Genomic DNA, 16,110 nt, shown 5'->3' with positions numbered 1-16,110 from the left:
GGTGCGCGAAGAGACGCATGCCAACACCTCGCAGGAGAGCGGCTTGGGCTGCGGGCGCAGCGGGCCGTGGGAGGCGGCGAGGACCGGAGGCTTGGGGGCGGCGAGCGAAGCGAGCTTCAACAACTGACTCGCCGGCGCTGTGCGAAGCGAGCGCAGCGAGCGAAGCTAAATGGACGGCGCGCCCCCAAGCCGAGGACCGCAGCGAAGTCGGCCCCCCCGGGGCCGACCGCCGGACTCGGCCCGATGCGCCCGCGGCCCATGCCGCTCGGGCGCTCAGAACTCACGAAGTCGAAACCCCTAGAGCGGGCTGACACGACGACAACGACAACGACCCCATGACCATGCTCCCGAAGACCGCGATCCGCGCGGACCTGCTCGACTTCACCGCCGACCCCGGCCTGGCTGACATTCACAGCGCCGCCGTGCGTTTTCGTCCCGACCACTGGCTGCTGACCGACGAAAACGGCCGCATCGCCGCCGTGCAGCCGCATGAACCGGGCGAGGATTTCCTGAAGATCGACCGCCGCGGCCAGCTGCTGCTGCCGGGCTTCATCGACACGCATGTGCACTGCCCGCAGATCGACGTGATCGCGTCGTGGGGCGCGCAGCTGCTGGACTGGCTGGAGACCTATACCTTCCCCGCCGAAGCCCGCCATGCCGAGCCCGAGGCCGCCGCTGCCGGCGCGAAGCTCTTCCTCGACGCGCTGCTCGAGCACGGCACGACGTCGGCCGTCGTCTTCCCGACCGTGCACCGCACGGCGACCGAGGCGCTCTTCGATGCCGCGATGAGCCGCGGCATGCGCGTCATCGCCGGCAAGGTGCTGATGGACCGCCACGCACCGGACAACCTGCGCGACGACGTTGTGCACGCCGAAGCCGAATGCCGCGCGCTGATCGACGCCTGGCACGGCCGCGGCCGCATCGCCTATGCGCTGACGCCGCGCTTCGCCGCCACCAGCACGGACGAGCAGCTGGCGATGGCCGGCCGGCTGCTGGCCGAGCACCCCGGCGTCTACATGCAGACGCACGTCGCCGAGAACCCGGCCGAGGTGCGCTGGATCGCCGAGCTGTTCCCGAGCGCGCGCAGCTACCTGGATGTCTATGCAGGCCACGGCTTGCTGAACGAGCGCTCGGTGCTGGCACACGGCATCTGGCTCGATGCAACGGATCGCGCGCTGCTGCACGACAGCGGCGCGCAGATCGCGCACTGCCCTTCGTCGAACCTGTTCCTCGGCAGCGGCCTCTTCGGCTGGCGCGAGGCACGGGAGGCGGGCTTCAACGTCAGCCTGGGCAGCGACGTCGGCGGCGGTACCTCGCTGTCGATGCACCGGACGATGGCCGACGGCTACAAGGTGCAGGCGCTGGCCGGCACCAAGCTGTCGGCGTGGGCGCTGCTGCATGCGGCGACCCGGGCCGCCGCGCAGGCGCTGCGGCTTGGCCACGAGATCGGATCCCTCGAACCCGGCTGCGCGGCCGATTTCTGCGTCTGGGACTGGGCCGTCGGCTCGGTCGCCGAACGCCGGCACGCGGTGGCGCGGGAGTTGCATGAGAAGGTCTTCGCCTGGCTGACGCTGGGCGACGAACGCAATCTGGTGGAGAGCTGGGTGGGCGGAATTCGCCGCTACGAGCGCTAGAGCGAGAACCAGGTTCGCGGGCGCCAAGACCCGAGAAAGCCATTTGCAGGAGACAGTTTTATGCTGCGACTCGAACTCGCGGGCATCACGAAGCAGTACCCCGCGGTGCGGGCGAATGACGACGTGAGCTTGCGCGTCGCTCCCGGCCAGATTCACGCCGTGCTCGGCGAGAACGGCGCAGGCAAATCGACGCTGATGAAGATCATCTACGGCGCGGTGCAGCCGGACGCGGGCGAGGTGCGCTGGAACGGCCAGCCGGTGCGCATCGCCAACCCGCAACAGGCGCGGCACCTGGGCATCGCGATGGTGTTCCAGCACTTCTCGCTGTTCGACACCTTGTCGGCCGCCGAGAACATCTGGCTCGGCCTCGACAAGTCGCTGCCGCTGCCGCAGGTGACCGAGCGCATCCGCGGCGTCTCGAAGGAGTACGGCATCGAGGTCGACCCGCTGCGGCCGGTGCATACGCTGTCGGTGGGCGAGCGGCAGCGCGTCGAGATCGTGCGCGCGCTGCTGACGAACCCGCAGCTCTTGATCCTCGACGAACCGACTTCGGTGCTGACGCCGCAGGCGGTGCAGACGCTGTTCCTCACGCTGCGCCAGCTGGCGCACGAGGGCTGCTCGATCCTCTACATCAGCCACAAGCTCGACGAGATCCGCGAGCTCTGCCACCACTGCACGGTGATGCGCGGCGGCAAGGTGACGGGCGAGGTCGACCCGACGCGCGAGACCAACGCCAGCCTGTCGCGGCTGATGATCGGCGCCGAGCCGCCGCAGCTGCAGCACCGGCCGGCCAATCCCGGTGCGGTGGCGCTGGAGGTCAAGGGCCTGTCGCTCGCCAAGAGCGGCCCCTTCGGACGCACGCTCGACGGCATCGGCTTCCAGGTGCGCGCCGGCGAGATCGTCGGCATCGCTGGTGTCTCCGGCAACGGCCAGCAGGAGCTGATGGCCGCGCTGTCAGGCGAGGACCGCCGTTCGTCGCCCGGCACGATCAGCCTGTTCGGCACCGACATCGCCACCGCGTCGCCGAAGAAGCGGCGCAAGCTGGGCCTGAACTTCGTGCCCGAGGAGCGGCTGGGCCGCGGTGCGGTGCCGACGATGTCGCTGGCCGAGAACACGCTGCTGACGCGCACCGAGGCCATCGGCGCCGGCGGCTGGCTGCGCACCGGCGCGGTGAAGTTGATGGCCGAGGACCTGATCCGGCGCTTCAACGTCAAGGCCGGCGGCCCGGGCGCGGCGGCGAAGAGCCTCTCGGGCGGCAACCTGCAGAAGTTCATCGTCGGCCGCGAGATCGACGCGAAGCCGAAGCTCTTGATCGTCTCGCAGCCGACCTGGGGCGTGGACGTCGGTGCCGCGGCCTTCATCCGCGGCGAGTTGCTGCGGCTGCGCGACGAAGGCTGCGCGCTCTTGATCGTCAGCGAGGAGCTCGACGAGCTGTTCGAGATCAGCGACCGGCTGCTGGTGATCGCGCAGGGAAAGATGTCGCCGAGCATCCCGGTGGCCGAAGCCACGGTCGAGCGCATCGGCCAGTGGATGTCGGGCCTGTGGGACGAGCCGCCGCCCGATCCCGATGCCCACAACGACGCCAACACCAACGTGCATCCGTTCCCCGCCGCGCCGACGTCCGCCAGGAGTGCCCGCCATGCTTAAGCTCGAAGCCCGCCCGCAGCCGTCGAAGGCGATGTCCATTGCCTCGCCGCTGATCGCGCTGGTGATCACCGTGGTGGTCGGCGTGATCCTGTTCACCCTGCTCGGCAAGGACCCGGTGCGCGGCCTGCAGATGTTCTTCGTCGAGCCGGTGAAGAACGCCTACGCGTTGAGCGAGATCGCCATCAAGGCGACGCCGCTGGCGCTGATCGCGCTGGGCCTGGCGGTCTGCTACCGCTCGAACGTCTGGAACATCGGCGCCGAGGGGCAGTTCGTGCTCGGCGCGATCTTCGCGTCGGGTGTCGCGATGCAGGCCGGGCCCGACACCTCGCGCGCGATCGTGTTCCTGGTGCTCGCGGCCGGCGTGCTCGGCGGCATGGTGTGGGCCGGCATCACCGCGCTGCTGCGCGACCGTTTCAACGCCAACGAGATCCTCGTCAGCCTGATGCTGGTGTACGTGGCCGAGCTGCTGCTGTCGTACCTGGTCTACGGGCCGTGGAAGGACCCCAAGGGCTACAACTTCCCGCAGACCATCACCTTCGCCGCGGCGACCAAGATTCCGCGCCTGGTCGACGGCTTCCGCGCGCACATCGGCGTGCTGGTGGCGCTGGGTGCGGTGGCGCTGACGTGGCTGCTGCTGTTCCGCACCTACGCGGGTTTCCAGCTGCAGGTCGGCGGCCTCGCGCCGGCGGCCGCGCGTTATGCCGGCTTCTCGTCACGCAAGGCGCTGTGGCTGGCGCTGCTGCTGTCGGGCGGCCTGGCCGGCCTGGCGGGCGGGCTGGAAGCGGCCGGGCCGCTGGGGCAGCTGACACCGTACGTGCCGGTGGGCTACGGCTTCGCCGCGATCATCGTCGCCTTCGTCGGCCGGCTGCACCCGGTGGGCGTGGTCTTCGCGGCGGTGCTGATGAGCATGTTCTACATCGGCGGCGAGCTGGCGCAGTCGCGCCTGGGGCTGCCGAAGTCGATCACCGGCGTGTTCCAGGGACTGCTGCTGTTCGCGCTGCTGGCCTCCGACACGCTGATCCACTACCGCGTGCGCTGGCAGCCTGCGCGCCGCACGCCGGCCGCAGCGGCCGTGGCCGCGCACTGATCGAACACCCAGGAGAATCACGATGGAATCCTTTGCGCTCCTGGTGGCCGCGACCTTGTCGGCTGGCACCGTGCTGGCGATCGCCGGTCTGGGACTTCTGATCAACGAACGCGCGGGGGTCTTGAACCTCGGCGCCGAGGGCATGATGCTCGTCGCCGCGATCGCCGGCTTCGCCACCGCGGTGACAACCGGTAGCGACCTGATGGCCTTCGCCGCCGGCATGGGCGCCGGTGCCCTGATGGCGCTGGTGTTCGGGCTGCTGGTGATCTGGCTGAACACCAACCAGTACGCCAGCGGCCTGGCGCTGAGCCTCTTCGGCATCGGCTTCTCGGCCTTCGCCGGCATCCGCTTCACGCAGGAGAAGCTGGGCCCGCGCATGAAGTTCGAGATCCCGGGCCTGGCCGACATCCCGTTCATCGGACCGGCGCTGTTCAAGCACCACCCGATGGTCTACCTGGCGGTGATCCTGACGCTCGCGCTGACCTGGTTCCTGTACCGCTCGCGCGCCGGGCTGGTGCTGCGCGCGGTCGGCGAGTCGCCCGACTCCGCTCACGCGCTGGGTTATCCGGTGCGACGCATCCGGCTGCTGGCGGTGGTGGTCGGCGGCGCGCTGTGCGGCCTGGCGGGGGCCTACATCTCGGTGATCTACACGCCGCTGTGGGTCGAAGGCATGGTGGCCGGCAAGGGCTGGATCGCGCTGGCGCTGACCACCTTCGCGACCTGGCGGCCGGTGCGCATCCTGATGGGCGCGTACCTCTTCGGCGGCGTCACGATGCTGCAGTTCCACCTGCAGGGCGAAGGTGTGCAGATCCCGAGCCAGTGGCTGTCGATGTTGCCGTACCTCGCTACCGTCGTCGTGCTGGTGCTGATCTCGCGCAACCCGACGTGGATCCGCATCAACATGCCGGCCTCGCTGGGCAAGCCGTTCACGCCCTGATGCAGCGACCCATAATCGCCGCTCGACCTTTCCACCCCCTCATCACCCCTGGAGAAATCATGACGCCGACCTCGAAGCGCACGCTCCTGAAACTCGCCGGCTGGTCCACGCTGGCCGCCACCGCCGCCCTGGTGGGCTGCGGCAAGAAGCAAGAACCGGCGGCGCCCACGGCCGCCGCGCCGGCCAGCGCCGCTGCATCGGCCGCCGCGCCCAAGCCCGAGCCGCTGAAGATCGCCTTCGCCTACGTCGGCCCGGTCGGCGACGGCGGCTGGACCTTCGCGCACGACAACGGCCGCAAGGCGGTCGAGAAGGAGTTCGGCGACAAGGTGGTCACCAGCTTCGTCGAGAAGGTGCCCGAGGCGGCCGATGCCGAGCGCGTGTTCCGCGACATGGTCGGCCAGGGCAACAAGCTGATCTTCGGCACGACCTTCGGCTACATGGAGCCGATGCTGAAGGTGGCCACCGACACCAAGGACGTCAAGTTCGAGCACGCCACCGGCTACAAGACGGCCGAGAACCTGCGCACCTACGACTCGCGCACCTACGAGGGCGCCTACATGGCCGGTGTGATCGCCGGCGCGATGACGAAGACCAATACGCTGGGCGTCGTCGGCTCGATCCCGATCCCCGAGGTGATCCGCAACATCAACTCGTTCACGCTGGGCGCGCAGAGCGTCAACCCGAAGATCAAGACCAAGGTGGTGTGGGTCAACGAGTGGTTCAACCCGCCGAAGGAAACCGAAGCCGCGACCGCGCTGATCAACGGCGGCGCCGACGTGCTGATGCAGAACACCGATTCGGCCGCGGTGCTGAAGACCGCCGAAGAGAAGGGCAAGCGCGCCTTCGGCTGGGACTCGGACATGACGGCCTACGGCCCGAAGGCGCACCTCGGCTCGGCGGTGATCAACTGGGGCCCGTACTACATCAAGGCCACGCGTGATGCGCTGGAAGGCAAGTGGGTCACCGGCAAGGCCTGGTGGGGCGTCAAAGAAGGCGCGATCGACTTTGTCGGCCTCGCCGCCGACGTGCCGGCCGAGGCGAAGGCCAAGCTCGAGACGGTCAAGGCCGGCCTGAAGGACGGCAGCTTCTCGATCTGGAAGGGCCCGATCACCGACAACACCGGCAAGGTCGTGATCGAGAAGGACAAGGTCGCGGACGACGAGTTCCTGGGCGGGATCAAGTTCTACGTCAAGGGTGTCGACGGGAAGGTTCCGGGGGACAAGTAAGCGATCAAGCTTGCCTCGATCGAGCGAGCCGGGCAGGCAGGGACAGGCCCGGCTCCTCATGCGTCCCTAAATCGTCGCCGGGCCTGTCCCTGCCTGCCCGGCGGGCGACGCTCGTCACGTGCGCAGGAGTTGCGCGAGCGCCATCGCCAGCAGCGCGACATTCAGCGTGAACGTCATCTGCACACCCGGCGCGCGGCCCAGCGTGCTGCGGCGCAGGTAGCCCCACCAGTAGATGAAACGCGCGGCGGCGAACAACACGCAGGCCATCGGCACCAGCCTCAGCGGCGCGGTGCCGGCGGCCAGCGCCAGCACGCACAGCGTGAACCAGACCAGTTGCTCCAGCGTGTTCTGCATGACGCGGCAGTGGATCTTCAGGCGTTCGCTCTCGCTGCCCAGCAGCGGGTTGTGGGCGCCTTCGAGGAAGCGCGCGAGCAGGATGTGCAGGCAGGTCGCGGCATACGGCAGCAGGGCCACCGGCAGCCAGCGCAGCGCGAAGGCCAGGCGTGCCGCCGGCGCGTCGGCCACCGCCAGCGGCGGCAGCATCAGCGTCGCCGCGCCCAGCAGCAGCAAGGTGCCGGGAATCGTTACCCACATCGAGCCGGCAAGCGTGCGCTGGCGTGCGGACTTGTTGCCAGCAGCCTCCGGCGAGGGCTTCAGTTCGTCCATCGTGCGCTTCCTTGGCGGCGTGCAGCCAGCGTAGCATTCGCGCATGCTGCGGATCACGCTCGCGACGCTGATGACCGGTGCGCTGCTGCTGCCGCTGTCGGCGCGCGCCGACAGCGCGTCGCTGATGGCGCAGGCGCAGGCCGCTGATCCCGTGCGTTATGCCTTCGCTGTCTCCAAGCAGGCGGAGATCCGCGCCACCAGCGACAACAAGGCCTTCACGATGTGGTGGCAGCCGCCGGGCAACAAGCCACCGGCCGGCGTGATCGTGCCGCTGAGCGGCCACAACGGCTGGGCGCACGACGGCATCTACCTGTGGCATCCGTATGCCGAGAAGCACGGCTACGCGATCCTGTCGCTGCAGTGGTGGTTCGGCCAGGGCGAGGCGATCGACGACTACTACCGGCCCGAGCAGATGTACCCGCTGATCGCCACGCTGCTGGCGGCCGAGGGCGTGGCGCCGGGCAAGGTGTTCTTCAACGGCTTCTCGCGCGGCTCGGCCAACAGCTACGCGATGGCGGCGCTGGACAACGCGGCCAGCGGCAGCCGCTACTTCGGCCTGGTGCTGTCGAATGCCGGCGGCGTGGCCGCAAACTATCCGCCGAACCAGCAGATCGCCGCCGGCGCCTACGGCGGCCAGCCCTTCAAGGGCATGCAGTGGACGATGTACTGCGGCGAGAAGGACCCGGACCCGGCGATCAACGGCTGCCCGGCGATGCGCGCGGCGCGCGACTGGGTAACAGGCTACGGCGCGACGGTGCTGCAGCTGATCGAGGACCCCAACGGCGACCACGGCGGCTTCATGCTGAATGCGGCGAACGTCGACGCCGTGCTCGCGACCTATGCGTCGGTGCTGGCGAAGGTGTCGAACGTGCTGTCCAACGCCGAGAGCGATTGCCTCTTCAACTGGGGCGAAGACCGCTACCCATCCCTGCTGGCGCCGCGCCGCCCGGCGTCACGCAGCGCGGCGCCGTACTACTACCGGCCGTACCCCGGCACCGGCGCGCACGTCGGCGTGTCGTCCGCCGACAATCACCTGTACTACCTCGATGCCGCCGGCGTGCTGAGCGACCTGGGCCTCGCGTCCACCTGGTCGGCGCAGGCCGGCTGCCGCTGAACTCCTTGCGAAAGACGCTGATGATCCCCTTCGACGCCATCCCCCGCGACCAGTTGCCCGCGCTGCTGCGCACCGCGCCCAAGGCCGAGCTGCACATCCACATCGAAGGCTCGCTGGAGCCCGAACTGATCTTCAAGCTGGCCCAGCGCAACGGCGTGAAGCTGGATTACCCCAGCGTCGAGGCGCTGCGCGCGGCCTACGCGTTCACCGACCTGCAGAGCTTCCTCGACATCTACTACGCCGGCGCCAGCGTGCTGCTGAAGGAGGAAGACTTCTTCGACATGGCCTGGGCCTACTTCGAGCGTGCCGCGGCCGACAACATCGTGCGCGCCGAGCTCTTCTTCGACCCGCAGACGCACACCGCGCGTGGCGTCGACATCGGGGTCGTGATCCGCGGCCTGCACCATGCCTGCCAGCGCGCGCACCAGGAACTGGGCATCAGCGCCGACCTGATCCTGTGCTTCCTGCGCCACCTGAGCGAAGAGGATGCGCTGGCGACGCTGGAGGCCGCGCTGCCGTACCGCCAGTACTTCATCGGTGTCGGGCTGGACAGCAGCGAACGCGATCATCCGCCCGAGAAGTTCGCGCGCGTGTTCGCGAAGTGCCGTGCGCTCGGACTGCGCCTCGTGGCCCATGCCGGCGAGGAGGGCCCACCCGCCTACGTGACCAGCGCGCTCGACGTGCTGAAGGTCGAGCGCATCGACCACGGTGTGCGCAGCCTCGAGGACCCCGAGCTCGTCAAGCGCCTGGCGAAGGAGCGCGTGCCGCTGACGGTGTGCCCGCTGTCCAACGTCAAGCTCTGCGTCTTCAAGGACCTGTCGCAGCACAACCTGCCGGCGCTGCTCGACGCGGGTCTCGCCGCGATGCTGAACAGCGACGACCCCGCGTATTTCGGCGGTTATCTCAACGAGAACCTGGTGCAGACCTTCGAGGCGCTGCCGCAGCTGGGGCCCCGCCAGGCCTACCAGGTGCTGCGCAACAGCTTCGAAGCGAGCTTCGTGCCCGACGAGCGCAAGCAGGCGTGGATCGCGCAGCTGGACCGGGCGTTCGCCGAGGCCGCGGGCTGAGCGTCGTCTGCCGTTCGCCTGCCGGTCCGCCGGCAGGCGCCGTCCGCATCACGGGGACTCGGCCTCCTGCATCCACGCGGGAATGTCTCGCTGCGCATGCAGCACGCGCCAGACGTCGATGTGCTCGTCGCGTTCGATGTAGAAGACCAGGTAGGGGTAGCGCGAGAGTGCCCATGAGCGCAAGCCGGGCAGGTTCAGCTCATGCGCGTAGCGCGGCGAGCCCGTCGCCGGATGGCGCCCGATGTGTCCGAAGGCCCGTGCCAGCGCATCGATGAAGCCCAGCGCGGCCTGTTCCGCGTCTTCGGCCAGGTAGAAGTCGATGGCGTCGGTGACGTCCCGGTTCGCCTGCTCGCGCGGGATGACGGGCTTGGCCTTCACGCCTTGGCGCGACGCTTGGCCGGCTTCTGGACGCGCTTGCGCAAACCCTCGTAGTAGGCCTCGTCGACCCCCGCAGCCGGCGCGGACGCTGCCCCCTGAAGCAAGAGCCCGCGCAACTGCTGACGCTCCTGATCTCGCCGAATCAGCTCGCGCACGTACTCGCTGCTGGTGCCGTAGCCCCGCTCACCGACCTGCTCGTCGACGAAGGCCTTCAGGCTGTCGGGCAGGGAGATGTTCATCGTGCTCATGATGGCGAGCGTAGTCGTCTTGGCAAAATTTGGCAACAACAAGCCGGTGGCGTCGAACACGTCGTGCCATTGCAGGGCCCAGACGCCGGTAGATGGCTTCGATATGGGGATTGCGCGATGGGCGGACCGGACCGTCCAATCGACCCCGGCGACACGCGCGTCGGAGGTCTCGGCGATGCACATCAACCATGCGGTCCTGCCGCTGAAGCTGACACTGGCGGCCATCCAGCCCAAGCCGCTGCCCAAGTGCTGGCACTTCGCCGTCGCGCCGATGGCCGGCTGGAAGCCCTCCGGGCGCCTGGGCATCGTGCTGCTGATCGGCGACAACCCGTCGCCGATGCCGCTGCCCTGGCAGGACCAGCCGGGCGACTACGGCTTCAACCACCTGCCGCGCAGCGTGCTGATGTACGCGTCGATCAACAACCTGTGGGGCCAGGCAGTGCAGGCGATCGCGGTCGGCGGTGTCGCGCAGACGCTCAACGGCGCACTCACCTGGGTCGCGAAGTCCAATCCGCAGATGCTGCAGTTGCCGGTGCTGCCGTTCGTCGCCCACGGCCCGCACAAGCTGTTCGTCGGCGATCCGCCGCCGGCGCCGGTGCCCACCGGCATGAACCCGCCGGCCGGGCGCTTCCTGTACCTCTGCCGCTCGCCGTATGTGGGCGAGACCTTCCCGCCGATGTGGTACCTGCGGCCGGACCTGAGCCTGGAGGACCAGCCCGCCAACCGCGGCTTCGACCGCCTGACGTTCTGGCTGGCGGCCTTCGGTGTGCCGATCCGCATCGGCAAGGGCCTCACGACGCCCGAGGCCCTCGCGCAGCACCTCGGCGGCTCGCCGACCATCAACGTGCCGCAGCTGGGCAGCGCCGCGGCCATCGTCACCGCCTACCACGCGCTGCCGGACCACCATCCCGCGCTGATGTGGACGTCCGGCCGCATCGTCGTGATCAGCGGCTTGCCGACGCCGCCCTACCTCGCGGCGCTGGAGTTCGACGCGGGCGGCTTGCACAAGACCGACCTGCTGGCCTGGCGCAACCAGCAGAGCGCCGCGGTGCAGTGGCACTTCCGGCAGCTGAAGCCGATCGGCGCGATCCCGCTGCAGTGGGGGCCCGGCACCTTGCCGGTGGCGATGCCGCTGCAGTCGGTGGCCTGAGGCCGGGACCTCAGTCCAGCAGCCCCAACTCCCGCATCCGCTCGATCACCCGGTCCGCGCACTGCTCGGGCGTGAAGCCCACGGTCTGCAGCCGCAGCTCCGGCTGCTCGGGCGGTTCGTAGGGTGAATCGATGCCGGTGAAGTTGAGCAGCTCGCCGCGCCGCGCCTTCTTGTACAGGCCCTTGACGTCGCGCGCCTCGGCCACCTCGAGCGGCGTGTCGACGTGCACCTCGAGGAACTCGCCGGCCTCGACCAGCCCGCGCGCCATGCGGCGCTCGGCGCGGAAGGGCGAGATGAACGCGGTGATCACGACCAGCCCGGCGTCGACCATCAGCTTGGCGACCTCGGCGATGCGGCGCACGTTCTCGACGCGGTCGGCTTCGGTGAACCCCAGGTCGCGCGACAGGCCGTGGCGCACGTTGTCGCCGTCGAGCAGGTAGGTGTGCCGGCCCATCGCGTGCAGCCGCTTCTCGACCAGGTTGGCGATCGTCGACTTGCCGGCGCCGGAGAGCCCGGTGAGCCACAGCACCGCGGGCTTCTGGTGCTTGGCGGCGGCGCGCGCGGCCTTGTGCACGTCGACCTGCTGCACCTGGATGTTGTGCGAGCGGCGCAGCGCGAAGTGCAGCATGCCGGCGCCGACCGTGTGGTTGTTCAGCCGGTCGATCAGGATGAAGCCGCCGGTCTCGCGGTTGACCTGGTAGGGGTCGAACGCGATCGGCCGATCGAGCGAGACGTTGACGACGCCGATCTCGTTGAGATCGAGCTTCTTCGCGGCCAGGTGCTCCAGCGTATTGACGTTGAGCTTGTACTTCGGCTCGGTGATCGTCGCGTTGACGGTGCGCGGGCCGATCTTCAGCAGGTACGGCCGCCCGGGCAGCATCGCCTCGTCGGCCATCCACACCAGCGTCGCCTCGAACTGGTCGGCCACCTCGGCAGGCGCGTCGGCCGCGACGATCAGGTCGCCGCGCGAGATGTCGATCTCGTCGGCCAGGGTCAGCGTCACCGACTGGCCGGCGATGGCGTGCGGCAGATCCCCGTCGGCGGTGACGATGCGCGCCACCGTGCTCTCGCGGCCGGAGGGCAGCGCCTTGATGCGGTCGCCCGCGCGCAGCTCGCCGCCGGCGATGGTGCCGCCGAAGCCGCGGAAGTCGAGGTTCGGCCGGTTGACCCACTGCACCGGCAGCCGGAACGCGCCGGCGCGCTGGCGCGATTCGTCCTGCTCGACGGTCTCGAGGTAGCCCATCAGCGTCGGCCCGTGGTACCACGGCAAACGCTCGCTGGGCTGCAGCATGTTGTCGCCGGCCAGCGCCGACAGCGGCATCGCGACGATGTGATCGAGGCCGATCTGCTTCGCGAAGCCGCGGTACTCGTCCTCGATGCGGCGGAAGGTGGCCTCGGCGTAGCCGACGAGGTCCATCTTGTTGACCGCCAGCAGCACCTTGCGGATGCCGATCAGGCTCACCAGGAAGCTGTGGCGCCGCGTCTGCGTCAGCACGCCCTTGCGCGCGTCGATCAGGATCACCGCGACATCGGCGGTCGATGCGCCGGTGACCATGTTGCGCGTGTACTGCTCGTGGCCCGGCGTGTCGGCGACGATGAACTTGCGCCGCTCGGTCGAGAAGAAGCGGTAGGCCACGTCGATCGTGATGCCCTGCTCGCGCTCGGCGGCGAGCCCGTCGACCAGCAGCGCGAAGTCGATCTCGCCGCCCTGCGTGCCCCACTTCTTCGAGTCGGCCTCGACCGCGGCGAGCTGGTCCTCGAACAGCATCTTCGAGTCGTACAGCAGCCGCCCGATCAGCGTGCTCTTGCCGTCGTCGACCGAGCCGCAGGTGATGAAGCGCAGCAGGCTCTTCTTCTCGTGCTGCCGGAGATAACGCTCGATGTCGGTGGCGATGAGGTCGGAGACATGCGCCATCAGAAATACCCTTCCTGCTTCTTCTTCTCCATCGACGCGGCGCTGTCGTGGTCGATCAGGCGGCCTTGGCGCTCGCTGGTGCGCGTCAGCAGCATCTCCTGGATGATGGCGGGCAGCGTGTCGGCGGACGACTCGATGGCCCCGGTCAGCGGATAGCAGCCGAGCGTGCGGAAGCGCACCTTCTTGCTCATCGGCACCTCGCCCGGTTTCAAGGGCAGGCGCTGGTCGTCGACCATGATCAGCATGCCGTCGCGCTCGACCACCGGCCGCTCGGCCGCGAAGTAAAGCGGCACGATCGGGATGTCCTGCAGGTAGATGTATTGCCAGATGTCGAGCTCGGTCCAGTTCGACAGCGGGAAGACGCGGAACGATTCGCCCGGCCGCTTGCGCGCGTTGTACAGGTGCCAGAGCTCGGGCCGCTGGTGCTTCGGGTCCCAGCGGTGCTGGGCCGAGCGGAACGAGAAGATGCGCTCCTTCGCGCGCGACTTTTCCTCGTCGCGCCGCGCGCCGCCGAAGGCCGCGTCGAAGCCGAAGTGGTCCAGCGCCTGCTTCAGCCCCTGCGTCTTCCACAGGTCGGTGTGGATCTGCGAGCCGTGCTCGAAGGGGTTGATGCCCAGGCGTTCGGCTTCCGGGTTGCGCCACACCAGCAGTTCCATGCCGGCCTCGGCCGCCATGCGGTCGCGCAGCGCGTACATGTCGCGGAACTTCCACGTCGTGTCCACGTGCAGCAGCGGGAAGGGCGGCGGCGCCGGGAAGAAGGCCTTCTTCGCCAGGTGCAGCATCGTCGCCGAGTCCTTGCCGATCGAGTACAGCATCACCGGCTTCTCGCACTCGGCGACCACCTCGCGCAGGATGTGGATGCTCTCGGCTTCGAGGCGCTGCAGATGCGTCAGTGACGGCGGATGGAACGTATGGGTCATGGGCGCATCGGATGCTGAGGCAGCCTTGAGGAAGGCGTTTCGATTCTGGCGCACAATCCGCGCCGCCCGCACCCCGGCCGCCCTCGAAAAGGCCCTGAGATCGATGAGCTCCGCCGCCGTCCCGATGCCCTTGAGCGCGCTGCTCGATGCGGTCGCGATCATCGTGCGCCAGGCCGAGTCGATCGTGATGGTGGTCTACGGCAGCGAGTTCGCCGTGCGGGGCAAGGACGACCAGTCGCCGGTGACCGAGGCCGATGAACAGGCCGAGCGGCTGATCACCGAGGCGCTGCGCAGCCTGACGCCGGAGATCCCGGTGGTCGGCGAAGAAGCGGTGGCCGGCGGTGCGCAGCCCGACATCGGCGGCGAACGCTTCTGGCTCGTCGATCCACTCGACGGCACCAAGGAATTCGTCAGCCGCAACGGCGAGTTCACCGTCAACGTCGCGCTGATCGAGCACGGCGAGCCGGTGCTGGGCGTCGTCGGCGCGCCGGCGCAGGGCCGGTTGTGGGGCGGCGCACAAGGGGCCGGCGCGTGGGTCGAGGACGTCGACGGGCAGCGCCGGCCGATCGCCTGCCGCAGCGTGCCGCCGGAAGGGCTGACCGTCGTCTCCAGCCGCTCGCACGGCGATGCGGCGGCGCTGGAGGCCTACCTGGCGGGCCAGCGCATCGCGTCGACCGCCTTCGCGGGGTCGTCGCTGAAGCTGTGCCTCGTCGCCGCGGGGCTGGCCGACGTCTACCCGCGGCTCGGGCCGACGATGGAGTGGGACATCGCCGCCGGCCATGCCGTGCTGGCCGCGGCCGGGGGCAGCGTGATCGCGCTCGACGGCACGCCGCTGCGCTACGGCAAGCCGGGGCTGCGCAACCCGCACTTCGTCGCGCGCGGGCTGCTGCCGGCATGACGCCCGGCGCGCAGCGGTCCCGCGCCCTGGACGTGCTGCGCGGCGCGACCGTCGCGTTGATGATCGGCGTCAACAACCCGGGCAGCTGGAACCACCTGTACCCGCCGCTGGCGCATGCGCAGTGGCATGGTTGCACGCCGACCGACCTGGTCTTCCCGTTTTTCCTGTTCGCGGTCGGCAACGCGATGGCCTTCACGATGCCGGCGCTGTCCGCCGCCGCGCCGGCGGCCTTCTGGGCCAAGGTGCTGCGCCGCACGCTCTTGATCTTCGCGCTCGGGCTGCTGCTGAATGCCGCGCCTTTCGTGCGTTGGCAACCGGATGGTTCACTCGGCTGGCGCGACTGGGAGCAGCTGCGCGTGATGGGCGTGCTGCAGCGCATCGCGCTGGCCTGGTGCGCGGCGACGCTGATCGTGCGCTTCGGCGGTCCGCGGATCGTGCTGCCGGCGGTCGCCGCGCTGCTGCTGGGCTACTGGGCGCTGTGCGTCGCCTTCGGCGCGCCGGGTGACCCGTACAGCCTCGAGGGCTGGTTCGGCACTGCGCTCGATCGCGCGCTGCTGGGCCCGCAGCACCTCTACCGCGGCGAGGGCGTGCCCTTCGACCCCGAGGGGCTGGCCAGCACGCTGCCGGCGATCGCGCAGGTGCTGCTGGGCTACTGGGTCGGTGCGCGCGTGAAGGCGGAACCGCCGTCGCACGGTGCGGTGGCGCGGCTCTTCACGCTGGCCGCCGGGCTGCTGGTGCTGGCCTACCTGTGGCAGCTGGCGATGCCGATCAACAAGAAGATCTGGACCAGCTCCTACGTGCTGCTGACCACCGGCCTGGCCGTCGTGCTGCTGGCGCTGCTGGTGCAGGCGCTGGACCTGCAGCGCCGCGACGGCGCGTGGGTGCGCTTCTGCGAGGTGCACGGCAGGAACGCACTCTTCGTCTACGTGATGAGCGGCCTGATCCCACGGCTGGACGGGCTGCTGCGCTGGGCCAGCGGTGCGGAACAGCCGCGCTGGTGGACGCCGATGAGCTGGACCGCGAAGAACGTCTTCGAGCCGATCGCGCCCGATCCCCGCTTCGGCTCGCTGCTGTTCGCGCTGGCCAACGTCGCGGCCTATGGCGCGCTGGCGTGGTGGCTGGACCGGCGGCGGATCTACATCCGCGTCTGAGCGCGATCCCCCCGCAGGTGCGGGGCCGCCGAGACAGGGGGTGCGGCGCCGCGCGCACGTGCGCACAGGCGA

General features: G+C 69.4%; 15 protein-coding genes. 10 read left to right on the top strand and 5 right to left on the bottom strand.

Annotated elements, in window-relative coordinates; translation table 11 throughout:
* The first annotated feature begins 335 nt into the window (after nucleotides 1-335).
* Genes guaD through P1K89_RS05345 form a run of 5 tightly spaced genes read left to right on the top strand, consistent with a single transcriptional unit; the run spans nucleotide 336 to nucleotide 6,531 of the window.
* Nucleotides 336-1,634, top strand: coding sequence for a guanine deaminase (gene guaD / locus P1K89_RS05365; protein WP_439897952.1), 1,299 nt, complete (start codon nucleotides 336-338; stop codon nucleotides 1,632-1,634).
* Between the two features lie 60 nt (nucleotides 1,635-1,694).
* Nucleotides 1,695-3,281 (top strand): ABC transporter ATP-binding protein, encoded by a 1,587-nt coding sequence (locus P1K89_RS05360; protein ID WP_284615336.1) that lies wholly within the window; start codon nucleotides 1,695-1,697, stop codon nucleotides 3,279-3,281.
* Nucleotides 3,274-4,368, top strand: a complete 1,095-nt coding sequence (locus P1K89_RS05355; protein ID WP_284615335.1) for an ABC transporter permease — start codon at nucleotides 3,274-3,276, stop codon at nucleotides 4,366-4,368. Before P1K89_RS05360 ends, P1K89_RS05355 begins: the two co-directional genes overlap by 8 nt.
* A 22-nt stretch (nucleotides 4,369-4,390) precedes the next feature.
* On the top strand, nucleotides 4,391-5,305 hold the full coding sequence (locus P1K89_RS05350) for an ABC transporter permease (protein WP_284615334.1): 915 nt from the start codon (nucleotides 4,391-4,393) through the stop codon (nucleotides 5,303-5,305).
* 59 nt (nucleotides 5,306-5,364) lie between these two features.
* On the top strand, nucleotides 5,365-6,531 hold the full coding sequence (locus tag P1K89_RS05345) for a BMP family ABC transporter substrate-binding protein (protein WP_284615333.1): 1,167 nt from the start codon (nucleotides 5,365-5,367) through the stop codon (nucleotides 6,529-6,531).
* A gap of 114 nt (nucleotides 6,532-6,645) precedes the next feature.
* Here the strand turns inward: P1K89_RS05345 and P1K89_RS05340 are convergent, their stop codons facing one another.
* Complete coding sequence (locus P1K89_RS05340) at nucleotides 6,646-7,197, bottom strand: MAPEG family protein (protein WP_284615332.1); 552 nt, start codon at nucleotides 7,195-7,197, stop codon at nucleotides 6,646-6,648.
* A gap of 43 nt (nucleotides 7,198-7,240) precedes the next feature.
* On the opposite strand from P1K89_RS05340, the gene P1K89_RS05335 reads away from it, so the two are divergent.
* Together P1K89_RS05335 and P1K89_RS05330 are read left to right on the top strand one after the other, a co-directional pair.
* The gene (locus P1K89_RS05335) at nucleotides 7,241-8,311 is read left to right on the top strand and encodes an alpha/beta hydrolase (protein WP_284615331.1); all 1,071 of its coding nucleotides are present in this window, start codon (nucleotides 7,241-7,243) and stop codon (nucleotides 8,309-8,311) included.
* A gap of 20 nt (nucleotides 8,312-8,331) precedes the next feature.
* Nucleotides 8,332-9,378, top strand: a complete 1,047-nt coding sequence (locus tag P1K89_RS05330; protein ID WP_284615330.1) for an adenosine deaminase — start codon at nucleotides 8,332-8,334, stop codon at nucleotides 9,376-9,378.
* A gap of 48 nt (nucleotides 9,379-9,426) precedes the next feature.
* Here the strand turns inward: P1K89_RS05330 and P1K89_RS05325 are convergent, their stop codons facing one another.
* Nucleotides 9,427-9,756: a type II toxin-antitoxin system RelE/ParE family toxin gene (locus P1K89_RS05325; protein WP_284615329.1), complete on the bottom strand. Its 330-nt coding sequence runs from the start codon at nucleotides 9,754-9,756 to the stop codon at nucleotides 9,427-9,429.
* Nucleotides 9,753-10,004 carry a type II toxin-antitoxin system ParD family antitoxin gene (locus tag P1K89_RS05320; RefSeq protein ID WP_284616313.1) on the bottom strand — a complete coding sequence of 84 codons (252 nt, stop codon included), beginning with the start codon at nucleotides 10,002-10,004 and terminating at the stop codon, nucleotides 9,753-9,755. Before P1K89_RS05320 ends, P1K89_RS05325 begins: the two co-directional genes overlap by 4 nt.
* 175 nt (nucleotides 10,005-10,179) lie before the next feature.
* Between P1K89_RS05320 and P1K89_RS05315 the strand changes: the two genes are divergently transcribed.
* On the top strand, nucleotides 10,180-11,154 hold the full coding sequence (locus P1K89_RS05315) for a hypothetical protein (RefSeq protein ID WP_284615328.1): 975 nt from the start codon (nucleotides 10,180-10,182) through the stop codon (nucleotides 11,152-11,154).
* A gap of 10 nt (nucleotides 11,155-11,164) precedes the next feature.
* Here P1K89_RS05315 and cysN read toward each other — a convergent pair whose 3' ends face one another.
* Together cysN and cysD are read right to left on the bottom strand one after the other, a co-directional pair.
* A complete protein-coding gene (gene cysN / locus P1K89_RS05310) occupies nucleotides 11,165-13,069 on the bottom strand; it encodes a sulfate adenylyltransferase subunit CysN (RefSeq protein ID WP_284615327.1) in 1,905 nt (634 codons plus the stop codon).
* Nucleotides 13,069-13,989, bottom strand: a complete 921-nt coding sequence (cysD, locus tag P1K89_RS05305) for a sulfate adenylyltransferase subunit CysD (RefSeq protein ID WP_284615326.1) — start codon at nucleotides 13,987-13,989, stop codon at nucleotides 13,069-13,071. The genes cysN and cysD overlap by 1 nt, the downstream gene beginning before the upstream one ends.
* A gap of 103 nt (nucleotides 13,990-14,092) precedes the next feature.
* On the opposite strand from cysD, the gene cysQ reads away from it, so the two are divergent.
* Together cysQ and P1K89_RS05295 are read left to right on the top strand one after the other, a co-directional pair.
* The gene (cysQ, locus tag P1K89_RS05300) at nucleotides 14,093-14,887 is read left to right on the top strand and encodes a 3'(2'),5'-bisphosphate nucleotidase CysQ (RefSeq protein ID WP_284615325.1); all 795 of its coding nucleotides are present in this window, start codon (nucleotides 14,093-14,095) and stop codon (nucleotides 14,885-14,887) included.
* Nucleotides 14,884-16,038 carry an acyltransferase family protein gene (locus P1K89_RS05295; protein WP_284615324.1) on the top strand — a complete coding sequence of 385 codons (1,155 nt, stop codon included), beginning with the start codon at nucleotides 14,884-14,886 and terminating at the stop codon, nucleotides 16,036-16,038. The genes cysQ and P1K89_RS05295 overlap by 4 nt, the downstream gene beginning before the upstream one ends.
* Nucleotides 16,039-16,110: the final 72 nt, after the last annotated feature.

It is taken from the genome of Aquabacterium humicola (assembly GCF_030167915.1).
GTDB classification, from domain to species: Bacteria; Pseudomonadota; Gammaproteobacteria; order Burkholderiales; family Burkholderiaceae_C; genus Pseudaquabacterium; species Pseudaquabacterium humicola.
This window is presented reverse-complemented; position numbering and strand designations above follow the sequence as displayed.